Genomic DNA, 17,212 nt, shown 5'->3' on the forward strand with positions numbered 1-17,212 from the left:
GTCCTTCATTGCAGCGCTAAGGATAGATAGCTGATCCAGGCCGTCATTGCGAACGTGACCAGCTAACCCGCTATACCAAAACGCTGGGCTTGCCACCTTGATCTACGCACCTTACGGTTGATCGATTCCGAAGGGTCAAGGATGTCGTTTGCCGTTGAAAAATCTGCGCTTGTTGATGTTTTGACCCATGCAGATTGCGTCCTGTTCGTTGGGTCAGGCATTTCCACGTGGTCAAATCTTCCGACTTGGAACCAGCTCCTCTTGGGCTTGATAGCCGCGTGCGAACGTCGAAATGGAAGCACTGTGCTTGCCCGCGATGCGCTAGCTCGGGGGAATCTTTTAGACGCTGCCGATAAACTGGCGGATGTAATCACGCCGCTGGAAATCGCTACCACTTTGAGGAAAGAGTTGGGCTTCGCCGATGCCAAGCCTCACGAAATTCATCGCCTTCTGACGAATCTTGGCCCAGAGCGATTCGTCACCACCAATTTCGACAATCTTATTGAACAGCAACTGGGGCTTGAAGGCCGTTTAGGCTCATTTCGGACAGTGACTAATAGGCAAATTGCCGAGCTGGCCGACATTCAGAAGGCTAGCGCGAATCGATTTGTCTTTAAGCCCCACGGCGATCTCGCCGAAGCAGAAAGCCTGGTGCTCGCCTCAACACACTACGATCGCATCTTGTTAGGCGCGTCAAATCTAGTCAGGCCGGTACTCGAAACTTTGTTCGTAAGCCGTCCAATTCTATTTATTGGTTATGGTTTGCGTGACCCCGACATGTTGCTCCTGCTTCGAACGCTAAAGGAACGCTACAACGGCAACGCAGGAGAATTCTACGCTATAATTGCAGATGCCAGCAAAGAACTCGTTGAATACTACTGGCGCCAGTATCGACTGCGCGTTTTTGGATATCCCACAAGCGAACAGGGAAATGACCATCGAGAGCTTCTTGCTCTGTTGCGATCTCTTTCAAACGACGTAGCCAGAAATCTCAAAATTCAAAGAGGGCCTCGCCTGTCACAAGGCATGAATGACAGCAATGATCTCATTCGTTACGCGGCACGTCTGATCACACCCGCATCCGCCGTCTCTTTTCCGGTCCGTGTCCTCCTCAAAGGTTGGCGCGATCAGTATCGAGTTCCCGAGCAGGTCAGAAAGTTTCATGGATCAAGGCTTTCCCACTTGCTTGAGAGCTGTACCGATCCCTTCGTTTTGCAAGGTCCAGCTGGGTCTGGCAAATCTTTCTCCATATCTGACCGACTTTCGCGGGCGGGTCAAAAAATTCTCAACTGGAGCCTAGAGAATTCTACAGACGGAGAACCGCCAGTCGTGCCGATCTTGCTGGATGCCCGCTTGTACCGCGGCGATTTTGGCCCGCTCATTGCGGCAACAGCGCCTGCATCGCTTGACTTGCAAAGAGTTTCACAAGCCCACAAGGTTATTTTGATTGTAGATTCCCTAGATGAGATGCCTGCTAAGCACCTAGAGTCTGGACATTGGCGATCAAATCTTGAAGCAGTGGCATCGAAACTCAAGAATGTCAGCATTCAATTTGGTACGAGAAGAGCTGACCTTATTTCTGATCCATCTATCCCTGTCTTCCTTGTTCAGCCATTGGCTGAAGGGATCGTCATCAAAAATTTGGAAGAACTTGGAAGAACAAAGGAAGAAATAACACCTGATCTGTTTGAGGCTCTGAAGACTCCTTTTACTCTGGCTCAGGGCCGACGTCTTCTCGGTCTGAACAGAGATATTACTTCGACGCCCGCTCTATTTTCGAAGCTTCTAGATCAAGCTTTAGAGCGAGCGGTAGGGAAGGAATGGACGGATCAGGTTTTTGATCATCTTTCGGCGCTCGCTGCTGATGTTTTGTCCGGTGGTTACGATACGATTCCGATCGAAACTGCCGCAAGCAAGCTCGCCAAGTCGAAGCGACCATCGAAGAGAACGCAAGACAACCGGTGGCTCATCGAGCGCCTCGTCGATGCGGGAATTCTCGTTTCCGAAATTGACAGCCACGTTCGATTCGTACACAGGTCGGTCGCAGAATTTCTAGCCGCCTTTTTTCTTTTGGCGAACTGGCGTCGCGGCGGCGCAAGGCTTTCAGATGTTTTATCCGTACGACGATGGGACAACGCAGTCGCTTGGGCCTCGACCTTGCTGGACGAGCCTGAAGGCCAGACATTCTTGCGAGAGGTCTATCTTATTGATCCTGAAGTAGCCGCCAGGTTGGCGCGAGCCGCAGAGGTTGGAAAGGTTCACGTTTGGTCGACACTCTTCGAACTAGTGGCTCAATACCCTCCTCCGGACGAGCAACAGTACGATTTCATTGAATCGCTCGAAGATTCGACCCCTCCGAATGAGGCCTTGCCGAGGTTGCGATCATTGACAGTTGGAGGTGACGCAATAGGAGGTTGGGCCGCGGCTCTGCTTGCCTATCAAATGCCCGACGCAGAACTGCGGCACTGGATGGAAAGAGTTTGCAGGGGAGAACTAGACTTCAATTTCATCAATCATTTTGGTCCGACCTTAGGCGCCCGAATTGAGGACCAAATTCTAGAGGAATTTTTGGAAATCCTAGCGGCTTCGGACAGGACTGTTCGACCGAACAAGGATCCAAGCGGTGCGGACGAAGGGCGCTTGGCGCGATACAATCTTGAAGCAGTCATTGGGGGACTTTCCAAGAGCTCCCGGGATAGGCTGCTCGCTTGGTCTCGGGGAAGATCGGCAACCCTGCGTGGCTCAATCTGCAACGGAATAAGAGACGTCGAAGACGACATTGCCGTTCAGCGGTATTTGGCCAGTCAATTCGATCGACATGTGCCGGAAGCCGTTTTCTCTCTCTACTTGGGGATGGTTTATGGCAAAGGACCGTGGATGTGGTGGACGCTCCCCTACACGAGTCGGCGCCTTGAAATATTGATCGGCACGCTGCGCTCTGATGACAAGGATGTTCGATGGGCGCTAGAGCTAACTCGCTGCCTTGTAACACGCAATCAGGATTGGCGTACCGCGATCACGGATCATTCCCGCATTGAAAAGAATGCCTCAGTTGCGCGCGTATTGCGCTTGTTGTTGTCTCCAACGAGGGCGAGCGCCGTCTTCAAAAAAATACTTCTAAAGGCACCAAAGCCCGGCGCAGCCTTGACGTCCATTGAGCGGGCTTTGTGTACGATGGCCGATCACTACGTTATCGATGTTGATGAAACAGAGATACTTGAATCTCTCAAAAGCAATACGCATTCAACATTGGGACTTCTGGCGGATGCGTTCTTCAAATACAGTTTTGATAAACTTCCGATAAAGATAACCCGGCTACACGATTGGATCACATTACTACACAGCCACTTTTCGATTGAAGAATGGCCCAATGATTTCTCCCTCGGTGCGGCCTGTAGCTATTTGGCTCGGGCAATGCCCATCTCTGATCACGTTCAGATCATTCGCTGGGCCAACGACCGCAAAAGTTCGATAAGAGACTTTGTACTCGGGCTAATTGTCCCGCGTATGATGGGCATTACTACTGACGATTTAACGCCCAGTTCAGGGAAACGTCTTCTGGACCTTTACGTCAACGGACACTTAGAGCCTCATCCGTCGCCAGGCGAGATCGCCACGGAACAATTCATAGCCGAGCTAGTGTTGCCATATGCTCAATCGATCAAAGATGATCCGCGGGAACGACAAGCCATACAGCAGGTCCTGACGGATGCTGGCCGTCGTCATGACCGTCGATATGCGCCACCTTGGCAGGTCGCCTCTGTATAACAGGGACTCGATATAACTTGCCGTTCTCCCGCGCGATGGTGAAATACGATTTGCCGCTCAACGAAGTGGTTTTCGATTTCTACGACCGGCTGGAATCGGTCTCCAAGGGCTACGCCTCGTTCGACTATCATCTGACCGACTACAAGCCGGCCGATCTCGTCAAAATGCAGATCCTGGTCAATGGCGAGCCGGTGGACGCGCTGTCGATGCTGGTGCACCGCACCCGCGCCGAGGGCCGCGGCCGCGCCATGGTCGAGAAGATGAAGGAACTGATCCCGCCGCACATGTTCCAGATCCCGATCCAGGCAGCGATCGGCGGCAAGGTGATCGCCCGCGAAACCGTGCGCGCGCTGCGCAAGGACGTCACCGCCAAATGCTACGGCGGCGACATCACGCGTAAGCGAAAACTTCTGGAGAAGCAGAAGGAAGGCAAGAAGAAGATGCGGCAGTTCGGCAAGGTCGACATCCCGCAGGAAGCTTTCATTGCCGCGCTGAAGGTGGATAGCTGAGGCACTGTCGTCATTCCGGGGCTCGCGCAGCGAGAGCCCGGAATCCATTTCTCCACATACTATGCGGCCCGATGGATTCCGGGTTCTCGCTACGCGCGCCCCGGAATGACGGCGGCGAGTGCCTCGACCACCTTGCCCTCCCCCCACAGATAAGCCACCATCGCGTTCCCGCTCAACAAAACAACAACAGCGAGGAAACGCATGAGCAAGGTGGAAGGATTCGATCTCGCCGGGAAGGCGCGTGCGCTGGCGCCGTTGATCACAAAAGATGCCGACGAGATCGAGCGGACGCGGCGGCTGACGGGCGCGGTGACGGCGGCACTGGTCGACAACGGGCTGTACCGGGCGCTGCTGCCGAAACGCTTCGGCGGCACCGAGGCGACGCTGGAAGCGTTCATGCAGATGCAGGAGGAGATCGCCAAGGCCGATGCCTCCACTGCCTGGTGCCTCGGCCAATGCAGCGTCTGCGCGATGACCGCGGCCTATCTCGAGCCTGATGCGGCGAACGAGATCTTCAACGTCGCGCCGGGCATTCTGGCCTGGGGCGCGATCGCGCATGAGGTGAAGGCGGTGCCAGGCGGCTATCTCGCCAATGCGCGCTGGGACTTTGCCTCGGGCTCGCGGCAGGCGAGCTGGCTGGGGGCGCATGTGCGCGTGGTCGAACAAGATGGTACGCAGCGCAAGAAGCCGGACGGCTCGGCGGAAATCCGCACCATCCTGTTTCCGGCGGCCAGCGCCACGATGCACGACGTCTGGGACGTGATCGGGCTGAAGGGCACCGGCACCGATTCCTATTCGGTGGCGAATCTGTTCATCCCGGAGAAGTTCGCGGCGCTGCGCGACGATCCTTCGGCCTTGCGCGAAGGGGGCCCGCTGTACAAGCTTTCCACCAACATGGTGTTCGGCATGGGCTTTGCGGCGACCGCGCTCGGTGTGGCGCGCGCCACGCTCGATGCGGCGATCGAGCTTTCGCGCGGCAAGACGCCGCAAGGGTTGAAGGCGATGCGCGAGAACAATGCCGTGCAGGGTTTGATCGGCCGCACCGAGGCAAGCCTGCGCGCTGCGCGCGCCTATCTCTATACGACTGCTGCGGAGGTCTGGCGCGATCTCGAACGCGGCGTTTCCCTGACCGAAGGCCATCGCGTGGCGCTGCGCGTCGCCTCGACCTGGACCATCCACCAATCGGCATCCGTGGTCGATACCGCCTATCACATGGCCGGCGCGACAGCCGTGTTCGCTGCCAACAAGTTCGAGCGCCGCTTCCGCGACATGCACGCGATCGCGCAGCAGATCCAGGCCCGCGACGTCAATTACGAGGACGCCGGCCGCGCGATCCTCTCAGGCAATCTCGCGGGATCGCCAACGACGCGGTGAGCAATTCGTCATTGCGAGCGAAGCGAAGCAATCCATGTCTCAGCGCGTGGCGCTAGGGATTGCTTCGCTTCGCTGGTAATGAGGAGTTGAGAGATTTGGAATCACGCTACCAGCGCGGCTTCGTCGTTCGTCCCGCCGCGCTGCGCCTGCAGCAGGCTGACGATGTCGGCATTGGGCCTGGCGCGGCTGAACAGGAAACCCTGGCCTTCGTGGCAGCCTTCGGCGCGCAGGCAGCTCAGCTCGGCTTCGGTCTCGACTCCCTCCGCGGTGATGGTGACGCCGAGGCCCTTGCCGAGGCTGATGATCGAACGCACGATCGCCTGCGCATCGCGGTTGGAGCCGAGGTCGCGCACGAACGACTGGTCGATCTTGATCTTGTCGAACGGAAAGCTGCGCAAATAGCTGAGGCTGGAATAGCCGGTGCCGAAATCGTCCATCGAGATGCGCACGCCGAGCGCGCGCAGCGCGTGCAGCGTGGCCAGCACCTGGCTGCTCTTTTCCAATAGCAGCGTCTCGGTGATCTCGAGCTCGAGCCGCCGCGCCGGCAGACCGGAATACTTCAGCGCTTCCGTTACCTGCGACAACAGATTGCCGGTGCGGAATTGCAGCGGCGACAGGTTGACGGCGACGCGGACATCGTCGGGCCAGTGCGCGGCATCCATGCAGGCGCGCCGCAGCATCAAGCCGCCGAGCGGATTGATCAGGCCGGTCTCTTCCGCCACGGGGATGAACTCGCCGGGCGAGATCATGCCGCGCTCGGGATGCGGCCAGCGCACCAGCGCCTCGAAGCCGGTGATGCGGCCGCTCGAGAGATCGACCAGCGGCTGGTAGAACGGCCGCAAGCCGTCGTTCTGGATCGCGTCGCGCAAATCCATCTCGATCTTGCGGCGGGTCTGGGCGCGCGCGTCCATCTCGGCCTCGAAGAAGGAGAAGGTGCCGCGGAATTCGCTCTTGGCGCGCGATAGCGCCATGTCGGCGCTCTTCAACAGTTTCTCCGATTCGTCACCGTCTCCGGGCGACATCGCAATGCCGATGCTGGCGCCGATCACGATGGAATGGCCGTCGAGCAGATAGGGTTCGCCGATCGCTTCCAGCAAGCGCTTCGCGAGCAGCACCGCATCCTCCGGACGCGACACGCCGCTCTGGACGATCGCGAATTCATCGGAGTTGAGACGGGCCAGCGCATCTTCCTCGCGCAAGGTCGAGCGCAGGCGCTTTGCGACCCCGCGCAGGAGCTTGTCGCCGACGCCATGGCCGAGCGTGTCGTTGACGGCCTTGAAATTGTCCAGCCCGAGCACCAGCACCGCGACCTTCTCGGCGCTGCGGCGGGTGTGCAGCAGCATGTCGTCCATCTGCTGGCGGAGCAGATTGCGGTTGGGCAGCCCCGTGAGCCCGTCATGCTGGGCCATGAAGGCAAGCCGCGCCTCGGCGCGCTTGCGCTCGGTCATGTCCATCAGCGCCAGCAGCACCGCGGGCTGGTTGCCATGCATCAATTCGCGCGAATAGATCGCAAGATCGATCAGCGTGCCGTCGGCCCGCACATGCTTCCAGGTCCGCGCCGCCTGCTCGTCGCCGCCGCGGCCGCCGATCCATGGCAGTTCGGTATCGAATGCCTGCAGGCTGCGGATGGTCAGTTTCTCAAATTCGGTGCGGCTGAAGCCGTAATGCTCGGCCGCGGCATCGTTGACGGAAAGGATTCGCTCGCCGTCGAGCGAGCAGAGGATCATCGGCACCGGGTTGCCGTCGAACAGCAGGCGGAACGACGCCTCGCGCTGCTTCAATTCGGTGATGTCGACGCGCAGGCCGACGACGCCGCCATCCGACGTCAGCCGCTCCTCGATCAAGACGACGCGGCCGTCGGCGAGCTTCTGCTCATGCCGCTCTCCGGGCTCATAGAGCTTCTTCAGCCGCTCGGCGATCCACGCCTCCTCGCGGCCGACCGCCTCGGGATAGTCGCCGCGCGCGACGCCGACCCGGAGCGTATCCTGCAGCCGCGCACCGTGCTCGAACTGGTCGGAGCTGCGGCTATAGATCTCCGCATATTTCTTGTTCCAGAGGATGTAGCGGCCTTCGGCGTCGAGGAACACGATGCCCTGCGGCAGGATGTCGATCGCCTCGCGCAGGCGTTCGTTGGAGCGGCGCGCATCCGCGATTGCCGCTTCAGTCTCGGCGCGGTTGCGCACGATCTCGCCGATCTCGGATGGAACGCGCCGCCTGCCACTTGCAAGCTTCGGATCGGGTTTGACGGGACGGCCGGGAATTCTCGCCGCCACCTTACGCTTCAGTTTCTTAGCCGTTCTTGGCCGCATCTTCGGCATCGACTTTTCGCCCACACGCACTCCCGCCGCGGATGGTTCTCCGATAAGTGTCTGAAAAAATGGTGTATTCCGCCGGTTTCCAGAATAGAGCCGGACTCCGAGCTGCCTGTTTAGGAGGCGGACGTCCGCATCTCTGAATACCGGTGGGCGGCTCGGAGGGGCTGAGAAGCAAATCCAACGGGCAAATCAACCAAGCGCGCGCAGCCAATTTTCCCGCGATCCGGGTAGCGATGCTGCGGATGCACCAATGGCGCGTATTCCGCACGAAATTGCGTCATTCCGCGACAGGGTTAGTACCCGGTTAAGCCGCGAGCTTGCATCGAACCAATCACGAGGCGGCGGCATCTGCTGCCGCCAAAAAGGCTTCGGGCGCCTGCCGGTTCAGGCTATCCTCCGCTCCAGGGGACGAGGCGCAAGCATCGCCTTGGGGAGGGCACCCGATGCGCCAGAGCACGCACAATCGATCTCTCACCATCAGCACTCTCTTGGCGGCGACGCTGGCGCTGCTGCTGACGTGTGGTCCCGGCGCTGCCGGAGACTACCCGGACCGCACCGTCAGGATCATCGTGCCATTCTCTGCCGGCGGCACCGCGGATGCGGTCCCGCGGCTGGTGGCGGATTGGCTGTCGCGCAAATGGGGCCAGCCGATCGTAATCGAGAACAGGATCGGTTCAGCCGGCAACGTCGGGGCCGAGGAGGTCTACAATGCCGACCCCGACGGCTACACCCTTCTCTCCGCGCCACCGCCGCCGCTCGTCATCAACCAGAACCTTTTTCGCAAGCTCCGCTTTGATCCGGCGAGGTTCGAGCCGATCGTCGTGATGGCGCAGGTGCCGAACGCGATCTTCGTCCGCCCGAACGGCATCAAGGCGTCCAGCGTGGCGGAGTTGATCGATCATCTGCGCGCAAACCCCGATGGGCTCACAGCCGCCACGCTCGGCAGCGGGACAACGTCGCATCTGAGCTCCCAATTGTTCGAGACGATGGCGAAGGTGAAGCTGCGCCAGATTCCCTATCGCAGCACCGTGCCGGCGCTGCAGGGCCTGCTCGCCGGCGACGTCGACCTGATGTTCGACAATCTCGGCGTCACGCTGCCGCTGGTGACGGCCGGCAAGCTCAAGCTGCTGGCGGTGGCTTCGCCCAAACGGTTGCCATCCATGCCCAACGTGCCGACGATCGCCGAAACGCTGCCGGGCTTCGAAGCGGTCGCCTGGTTTGCGATGGTGGCGCCGCCAGGGACGCCGAAAGCGATCGTCGAGAAGATCAATGCCGACGTCAACGAAGTGCTGGCCCGGCCCGATATCCAGGCCAACTTCCGAAAGCTCTCCGCGGAAATCTATGGCGGCTCGGTGGAGCGGACGTCGCAATATCTGCGCAGCGAGGTCGACCGCTGGAGCACGGTGATCAAGTCGGCCAAGATCGAGATGCAGTGAAGGCTCTTCCGACCTCTCCCGCTTGCGGGAGAGGTCGGCGCGTAAGCGCCGGGTGAGGGCCCTCTCCACACGAAGAGTCCGGAGATACCCCCACCCCGGCCCTCCCCCGCAAGCGGGAGAGGGAGTTTAGCTCCATCAACCAATTGCGATGTCACGGCGGCTCGCGGACCATCGAATCCATGTTACCCTGACTGCCCTTCGAGTGAATCCCATGACGTCCCGCCCGATATTGACCCTGCTGGTTCTTGCAGCTCTATCGCTTGGTGCCGACGCGGCGTCGGCGCAGGACAGAGGCTCGGTCAATCCGAAGCCGCTGCCGCCGCTCGCCAATCCCAACGATCCCAAGCTCGGCGCCAAGGAATTGTTCGCGCGCAAGGTGCTGCCGACGGCGACGCCGACGCGGGTGATCGGCTCCTATTCCAAAGGCTGTCTCGCAGGCGCGGCGCCGATGCCGATCAATGGCGAGACCTGGCAAGTGATGCGGCTGTCGCGCAACCGCAACTGGGGCTATCCCGGCATGATCGCGCTGCTCAAGCGCCTGTCGGTAAACGCACACAAGGATGCCGGCTGGCCGGGTATCCTGGTCGGCGACATCGCGCAGCCGCGCGGCGGGCCCGCCCTGAGCGGCCATGCCAGCCACCAGATCGGTTTAGATGCCGACGTCTGGCTGACGCCGATGCCCGACCGCAGGCTGTCGCGCGAAGAACGCGAGGACATGTCGGCGGTGATGATGGTGCGGCCGGACCGGCTCGACGTCGATCCCAAAGTGTTCACCCCCGGCCATGTGCTGGTGCTGCGCGACGCCGCGCAGGAGCCCGCCGTGCAGCGGATATTCGTCAATGCCGCGATCAAGAAGGCGTTGTGCCGCGAGGCCAAGGGCGACCGTAGCTGGCTCGCCAAGATCAGACCGTGGTGGGGCCATGACTATCACTTCCACATCCGCATGCGCTGCCCGGCCGGCGCCAGCGAATGCGAGGGACAGCCGTCGCAGTCGGAGGATGAAGGCTGCAAGCCTTCCGACTTCGACTTCTGGTTCTCCGATGCGGTGCTGCATCCGAAGCCGCCGCCGATACCGCCAAAGCCGAAGCCGCCAATGACGCTGGCGCAAATGCCGGCCGCCTGCAAAGCGGTGCTGAACGCGCCGGACGCGAAGCAGTAACATCTTCTTCGATTGACGCTCCATCCGGGCTACGCATTGTCCCGCGAGGATAACATCTTCGTCAGGACGCTATTCCCACGGCGGCTTGATGGGCTATTGTCGCATCGGCCAGCGCCGCAAGCGCAAGGCGTCTGCCGGGGACGACGGTCCCGCTCGTTTCAACCAAAAGCCACATAGGCGCAGCACGACTGCGCGCATTCAACCCTTGCGAGGAGCGATCATGCGTCTCAGTGCACGTAACCAGATCAAGGGCACCGTCGTCGAGGTGAAGAAGGGCGCAACCACGTCCCATGTCCGCGTCGATATCGGCGGCACCGTCATGACGTCCTCGATCACCAACGAGGCGGTCGACGATCTCGGCATCAAGGTGGGCGGCAAGGTGATCGTGGTGGTCAAGGCCTCCGATGTCATGATCGCGGTGGATTAGTCATGCGGCGGACATCTGTTCTGGTTGGGTTGCTGCTGCTCGGCAGCGCACCCGCCCTTGCGGCGGAAGAACCGAGCGGCTGCGACAAGTTCAAATGGCCGATCGATCGCGAGCGCGCCGCGCTGACCGCGCCAGATCGCGCCAAATTGACCTCAGGCAACGAGTTTGCGGCCTTGCCCGCAAGCGGATTCACGCTGACCCTGGTGGCGCCGGCAGATGCAAAACTGCCGACGCCGCCGGAGCGTGCGCCGAAGGACAGCACCTTTGCCGGCTTCACCAGCTTCAAGACTACGCCCAAGGCCGGGCTTTACACGATCAGCCTGTCGTCCGGCGCATGGCTGGACGTGGTGCAGGATGGTCACTTCCTCAAGCCCAAGGCATTCAGCGGCGCCACCGACTGCGACGGTATCCGCAAGACGGTGAAATTCGAGCTTTCCGCGAGCCCATTCGTGCTGCAGATCAGCGGGGCCAAAGAGAATTCGATCTCGGTCGCGATCCTGCCAGCGGAATGAGCGGCGAATAGGCCTGGGCAAATGCACAAAGGGTCGCCTTTACCCGGGCCGCGGGCCTGTTTATTGTCTGGCCATAGCGATGCCCCGACCGACCGTCAGTCCGTTGGGATCACCGGAACGGCGCTTCCGTCTGTCGCAATCCTTACCGATTCAACCAACGCCCGAAGTGCGCGCGGTCCGCGTGCATGCGGACGTGATGGAGCGCCTGCCATGAACCGCCTTGCCGGAATTGTCGCCGCCTTTGTCCTTGCGCTGTCTTCAGCCGCCTTAGCTGCGAACGCGCAGGAAAAGACCCTGACCGTGTTCGCGGCCGCCTCGATGAAGAACGCCCTCGACGACATCGACGCCGCCTACACCGCCAAGACCGGCGTCAAGGTCAATGCGAGCTATGCCGCCAGCTCAGCATTGGCAAAGCAGATCGAGCAGGGCGCGCCGGCCGACGTGTTCGTCTCCGCCGACACCGACTGGATGGACTACGCGGTCAAGCAGAAGAACATCAACGAGGCGACGCGGGTCAATCTGCTCGGCAACAGCATCGTGCTGATCGCGCCGAAGGACTCCAAGATCGACAACGTCAATATCGGCGCCGGCTTCGACCTCGCCAAGCTCGCCGGTGACGGCAGGATCGCGACCGGCGACGTCAAGGCCGTGCCGGTCGGCAAATATGCCAAGGCGGCGCTGGAGAAGCTCGGCGCCTGGCAAGCAGCCGAGCCGAAATTCGCTATGGCCGAAAGCGTGCGCGCGGCGCTGACACTGGTCGCCCGCGGCGAGGCCGTGCTCGGCATCGTCTATTCGACCGACGCCAAGGTCGAGCCCGGCGTCAAGATCGTCGGCACCTTCCCGGCCGACAGCCATCCCGCGATCATCTATCCGGTCGCGGCGACGACGACGGCCAAACCCGAGACCGCCGAGTACCTCAACTTCCTGAAATCGTCGGCGGCAAAGACGATCCTCGAGAAGTACGGCTTCAAGTTCCTGATCACGCCGACGACCTGAGCATGATCCGGAAAAGCGGAAGCATGATCTGAGCCCACGTGTTCGAGATTTCGCCGACCGAGTGGACGGCGATCCTGCTGTCGTTGCGGGTCGCCATCGTCGCAACACTGGTCGCGACCCCCTTAGGGATCGCGCTGGCGTGGCTGCTTGCGCGCCGTGACTTCTGGGGCAAATCGGTGCTCGACGCGCTCGTGCATCTGCCGCTGGTGCTGCCGCCTGTTGTCACCGGCTATCTGCTATTGCTCACGTTTGGACGGCGCGGCCTCGTCGGGGCCTGGCTTGCCGATCATCTCGGCATCGTCTTCGCGTTCCGCTGGACCGGTGCGGCGCTCGCCTGCGGCGTGATGGCCTTTCCATTGCTCGTGCGGCCGATCCGGCTGTCGATCGAGGCCGTCGACCGGCGGCTGGAGCAGGCCGCCGGAACGCTGGGCGCGGCGCCGTGGCAGGTGTTCCTGACCGTGACGTTGCCCCTCGCGCTACCGGGCGTGCTCGCCGGAATGGTGCTCGGCTTCGCCAAGGCGATCGGCGAGTTCGGCGCGACCATCACCTTCGTCTCCAACATTCCGGGCGAGACCCAGACCATCTCGTCGGCGATCTATTCGCTGATCCAGACGCCCGAGGGCGACCTTGCGGCGGCGCGGCTGGTCATCATCTCCATCGTTCTTGCGATGAGCGCGCTTGTTGCATCAGAGTGGTTCGCGCGGCGCGCGACGAAGCGGCTGCACGGAAACTGACCATGCTCCGTGTCGACGTCACCAAGCACCTTGGCGAATTCACGCTCTCTGCGTCCTTCACCAGCGAGGGCCGCGTCATCGGCCTGTTCGGCGCGTCGGGCGCCGGCAAGACCTCGCTGATCAACATGATCGCGGGACTGCTGAAGCCCGACCGCGGCATCATCTCGCTCGATGGCGAGACGCTCGACGACACCGAAGCGCACGTGCATGTGCCGCCCTACCGGCGCCGCATCGGCTATGTGTTCCAGGACGCGCGGCTGTTCCCGCATCTCGACGTGCGGCAGAACCTCGATTACGGGCGCCGCATGAATCGCCTGCCGGATGATCCGGCGCAGCGCAAACGCGTCACCGACCTGCTCGACATCGGCCATCTCATGGACCGTCGTCCGGGTAAACTTTCCGGCGGCGAGCGCCAGCGCGTCGCGCTCGGACGCGCGCTGTTGTCGAAGCCGCGCCTGTTGCTGCTCGACGAGCCCTTGGGCTCGCTGGACGAAGGGCGGAAGGTGGAGATCCTCCCTTATCTGATCCGACTGCGCGACGAGGGCATACCCATGGTCTACGTCAGCCACGACGCCGCCGAACTGCGCCAGCTCGCGACCCAGATCGTGATGCTGCGTCGTGGCGAGGTGACTGCGTTCGGCGGCGTAAAGGTGCTGACGGGAGGCTCGAATTGATTTCGGTCACCTTCCCTTCTCCCCTTGCGGGAGAAGGTGACGCGAAGCGCCGGATGAGGGGTCGTCGCCGCGGGCACGGTGCGCGTGGAGAGAGACCCCTCACCCAAGCGGGTGCGTGCTGACGCCGGAGTAGCCCTCTCCCACAAGGGGCGAGGGCGCATCAAGCAGCACCTCGCAGGTTTATCGATCGACGTTGAGCACCGCACCGGTGCGGGCGTCGACATCGACTTCCATGTACCGGCCTTCGAGATCCCGCCCCTCGATTTGCCATTCATAGCCGGCAAATTCAGTGTGAGATACGGTTACGAGCCCGAGATCGGTCGCGATCGCCAGTGCTCTCTGCATCGATATGAGATCGCCAGAATCATAAGCCCTGGCGTGCGTCGCAATTCCAAGGGTCATAACCACGATCATCGGGAGGATGAATTTTCGCATGTGCCACTCCTGGTGAAAGTTCGTTACGGCAGGCACCAACAGCCCTCGAGGCGTATTGGTTCCCATTTCACAGCGAAACTGGGTGATCCGCAGCGGTTGCAACCGCTTGTTGACCGCCGATTGGCGACAATGTGACGGTTCCCCGCGGTGCTCGGCAAAAGACATCGGCTCGACTCGTTCACAGATTCGTTTGCTTTAAGGACAAAGCTTGTCGATTTGCCAAATCCGCCCGAGCGCGCCAAATTGTTGCCGGAAGAAAGGCGTGCCATGCGTATTGCTGGTTGGGTTTTGCTGCTCACAGGATTCGTCCTGTGCCTCACGGTGGCCTGGGCCGCTCTCGGCTTTCTGTTGATGGGCATCGGCCTCGTGTCGCTGCAGGTCGCCGAGCGGAAGCGGCGAAAGTCCGAGAAGACGGAGTCCGCCGCCCTCGATGCGCGTCCGAAGCCGGCTATCGCACTTGCCGAAGTGCCTCCGGCCAACGCAGAAACTGTTCCGATCACTCCGGAACCTCCCCCCTTGCCGGCACCGCAAACGACCTCGAGCGCCGACGCCTCCGCTTACGACAAGGAAGTATGGCGCCGCCTGGTCGAGAGCGATCCCGATCTGGCGCGACTGGCCGCGGTGCTGTCCGACTACGGCCAGCACTATGTCGATGAATTCGCCAATAGCTATCTGGCACAGCCGGACAAGGGCCGCCTCGGCGCGATCGTCAACGAGATCATCGCGAAAGCCGCACGAAAGGAATCCACGCCGGCGGCATCGCCCGAAGTGCATCAGCCATCGGTCGATCAAGAACCGAGATCGCCACATGCGCGGACCGAGCCGGATCGCAGCCCGCCGAAGATTCACGCGCCAAAGGTCGCGGTGGTGCCGCGCGCAGCACCCGATGTCCGCAGCACCAGGGCAGCCGCCATCGCCCCGCGCATCCGGAGCGCCCCCGAGATTCGTCTCGAGCCAAATCCGGAAGATGGAAACGACAGCATCACATCGGCCGACGACGACCTCAGCGAACTGATCAGGACGTTCGCGAACGATGCAAGCTCCCTCAGAAGATAAGCAGATCATTGCGGCCGCCACCCCTTGATAAGGGCGGCTATCACTTTGACTGCACATGAAAGACGGTTTACATACCCCCAAACTACAACTTATGCGGTCGGGGGGCAGTTACGTGGCAGAGGTAGTCAATCTTGATGCACTCATTCCGAGGGAAGATTTTATTGCACCGCCGGACAACACCAGCACCACTGCTGGTGAACTCGGGAAACCCTCTGCTTCAGCGACCGACTTAACAGCCAGAGAATCATTTTTTGAGACACTAAGAAAGCCCGATTTCCAGAGAGAAACGGCGGCGTGGACACCCAGCGCCGTCTGCGACTTCATCGAAGCTTTCGTAAGCAATGATCTTATTCCGTCGGTCATTTGCTGGCAGTCGCCGGCTCGGCTCACGTTCATTATCGATGGCGCCCATCGTTTAAGCGCCATCATAGCCTGGATAATGGACGACTATGGCGCGGGAAGTCGCTCTCTGAGGTTTTACGGCAAAGTACCTGAACAGCAGGAGCGTATGCATCACAAGACCCGAGAACTGGTCAATAAGCGGGTTCTTTCTTACGCTCAGTGGCGGAGCGAAACTGCCGAGCCCAATAGCGTTCCGGAACTTACGGGTAAGGTGCGCGGGTTAGCTCATGCGAAAGTCCCGTTGCTGTGGGTTCCTGGAAATGACGCGACGAAGGCTGAGAAAGCATTTTTCACCATCAACCAGTCTGCGGTCGAGATCGACGCAACGGAGCTAAAGATTCTGAATGCTCGTTCGAAACCTAATGCGGTTGCTGCCCGCACGATAGTCCGCAATGCCACGGGAACGAAGTATTGGGATTCGTTCTCTCCCGATGGGCAGAAAGCAGTCGTTGAAACGGGCAAGGCGATCTATTCGGCCTTGTATAGCCCTCCTTTACAGACTCCGCCTCGATCTGAGGATTTACCAGTTGCAGGTCATGGTTACGGCTCGCAGACGCTGCCCTTGATCTTTGATCTTGTAAACATAGCAAACAGCCTTGCGGTTGAGGATGCAGGAAAAAACAAGAAAAAGTATCTCGTTCCGCAAGGACACGCGAAGCCAGATGAAACGCCCACGGTATCCACGATTAAAGAAACTGAACGCTTGGTTCACCGTATCACTACAACGCATCCTGCGTCGCTTGGATTGCATCCCGGTGTGTATTTCTACGCCACCAATATCAGACACCAGCCGACAACCGTTTTGGCGGTCGCTCAGTTCATAAAAGACATGGAAAAAATCGACGGTTTCCTAGAGTTTACAAAGCATCGCGCCGCGTTCGAGACTTTCTTGGTGAATCATAAGATGTTCATAAATCAACTCACAATTCGCCACGGAAGCATGGTGAAGGGATATCTGCCGATCCGCGACTACTACCAGTTCGTTCTTGATCGTATTAAGGCCGGTCGCAGTGAGGCGCAGGTTGAGACAGATCTAGCAGCTAATGAGAAGTATCAGATGTTGGTCAAGGAGCGTCCAACCCCCTCAAAGAGAGCGAAGGCCTTTTCCCAAGACGCAAAGAACGCCAAACTACTTACCGACGTTCTAGCAAACGCGTTTGTTTGCAAACTATGCGGTGCACGCATCGACAAAAAATCCATGCATCTGGATCACATAAAGGAAAAATCGCAAGGCGGTGCAGCAGACATCGACAACAGCCAATGGCTACACCCATATTGCGATAGTACTGCTAAGGCACTGATGCGGCCTGTTGAAAGGAATACCACGAAGGTCTCCGCGTGACCAACGATCGGTTTGCGCGTATCACGCGCAACTCGAGTGGGATACTGTCTCCACGTTCGGAGCAAGAAACGGT

The 17,212-nt window shown here is 60.1% G+C and carries 13 protein-coding genes and 1 pseudogene; 12 read left to right on the forward strand and 2 right to left on the reverse strand.

Going from position 1 to position 17,212, the window contains the following annotated elements:
* The first annotated feature begins 141 nt into the window (after positions 1–141).
* The 3 genes and pseudogenes from AC5ZGW_RS08890 (at position 142) to AC5ZGW_RS08900 (ending at position 5,651) form a co-directional block, all read left to right on the forward strand.
* The gene (locus tag AC5ZGW_RS08890; protein ID WP_130231624.1) at positions 142–3,768 is read left to right on the forward strand and encodes an SIR2 family NAD-dependent protein deacylase; all 3,627 of its coding nucleotides are present in this window, start codon (positions 142–144) and stop codon (positions 3,766–3,768) included.
* Between the two features lie 26 nt (positions 3,769–3,794).
* Positions 3,795–4,277: pseudogene (locus AC5ZGW_RS08895) on the forward strand (elongation factor 4); the annotation flags it as partial.
* A 201-nt stretch (positions 4,278–4,478) separates the two neighbouring features.
* Positions 4,479–5,651 (forward strand): acyl-CoA dehydrogenase family protein, encoded by a 1,173-nt coding sequence (locus tag AC5ZGW_RS08900; RefSeq protein WP_130229475.1) that lies wholly within the window; start codon positions 4,479–4,481, stop codon positions 5,649–5,651.
* Between the two features lie 101 nt (positions 5,652–5,752).
* Here the strand turns inward: AC5ZGW_RS08900 and AC5ZGW_RS08905 are convergent, their stop codons facing one another.
* Positions 5,753–7,969 (reverse strand): putative bifunctional diguanylate cyclase/phosphodiesterase, encoded by a 2,217-nt coding sequence (locus tag AC5ZGW_RS08905; RefSeq protein WP_130229474.1) that lies wholly within the window; start codon positions 7,967–7,969, stop codon positions 5,753–5,755.
* 440 nt (positions 7,970–8,409) lie between these two features.
* Here AC5ZGW_RS08905 and AC5ZGW_RS08910 point away from each other — a divergent pair, with 440 nt between their 5' ends.
* From AC5ZGW_RS08910 to modC, 7 genes are all read left to right on the forward strand, one after another.
* Entirely contained in the window at positions 8,410–9,402 is a 993-nt protein-coding gene (locus tag AC5ZGW_RS08910) for a Bug family tripartite tricarboxylate transporter substrate binding protein (protein ID WP_035689921.1), read from the forward strand.
* Positions 9,403–9,613: 211 nt separating this feature from the next.
* A complete protein-coding gene (gene mepA, locus AC5ZGW_RS08915) occupies positions 9,614–10,561 on the forward strand; it encodes a penicillin-insensitive murein endopeptidase (RefSeq protein WP_165435530.1) in 948 nt (315 codons plus the stop codon).
* 220 nt (positions 10,562–10,781) lie between these two features.
* A complete protein-coding gene (locus AC5ZGW_RS08920; RefSeq protein WP_130229472.1) occupies positions 10,782–10,988 on the forward strand; it encodes a TOBE domain-containing protein in 207 nt (68 codons plus the stop codon).
* A gap of 2 nt (positions 10,989–10,990) precedes the next feature.
* Positions 10,991–11,500 (forward strand): hypothetical protein, encoded by a 510-nt coding sequence (locus AC5ZGW_RS08925; protein ID WP_130229471.1) that lies wholly within the window; start codon positions 10,991–10,993, stop codon positions 11,498–11,500.
* A gap of 210 nt (positions 11,501–11,710) precedes the next feature.
* Positions 11,711–12,496, forward strand: coding sequence for a molybdate ABC transporter substrate-binding protein (gene modA, locus AC5ZGW_RS08930; RefSeq protein ID WP_130229470.1), 786 nt, complete (start codon positions 11,711–11,713; stop codon positions 12,494–12,496).
* A 38-nt stretch (positions 12,497–12,534) separates the two neighbouring features.
* Positions 12,535–13,230 carry a molybdate ABC transporter permease subunit gene (gene modB / locus AC5ZGW_RS08935; protein WP_028163384.1) on the forward strand — a complete coding sequence of 232 codons (696 nt, stop codon included), beginning with the start codon at positions 12,535–12,537 and terminating at the stop codon, positions 13,228–13,230.
* A gap of 2 nt (positions 13,231–13,232) precedes the next feature.
* A complete protein-coding gene (gene modC, locus AC5ZGW_RS08940; protein WP_130229469.1) occupies positions 13,233–13,904 on the forward strand; it encodes a molybdenum ABC transporter ATP-binding protein in 672 nt (223 codons plus the stop codon).
* Positions 13,905–14,084: 180 nt separating this feature from the next.
* Here the strand turns inward: modC and AC5ZGW_RS08945 are convergent, their stop codons facing one another.
* Positions 14,085–14,504 (reverse strand): PepSY domain-containing protein, encoded by a 420-nt coding sequence (locus AC5ZGW_RS08945; RefSeq protein WP_463327032.1) that lies wholly within the window; start codon positions 14,502–14,504, stop codon positions 14,085–14,087.
* Between the two features lie 102 nt (positions 14,505–14,606).
* Here AC5ZGW_RS08945 and AC5ZGW_RS08950 point away from each other — a divergent pair, with 102 nt between their 5' ends.
* Together AC5ZGW_RS08950 and AC5ZGW_RS08955 are read left to right on the forward strand one after the other, a co-directional pair.
* Positions 14,607–15,395: a hypothetical protein gene (locus AC5ZGW_RS08950; protein ID WP_130229468.1), complete on the forward strand. Its 789-nt coding sequence runs from the start codon at positions 14,607–14,609 to the stop codon at positions 15,393–15,395.
* Between the two features lie 112 nt (positions 15,396–15,507).
* Positions 15,508–17,139, forward strand: coding sequence for a GmrSD restriction endonuclease domain-containing protein (locus AC5ZGW_RS08955; RefSeq protein WP_165435529.1), 1,632 nt, complete (start codon positions 15,508–15,510; stop codon positions 17,137–17,139).
* Positions 17,140–17,212 lie beyond the last annotated feature (73 nt).

This window comes from Bradyrhizobium sp. Crot121, assembly GCF_059512385.1.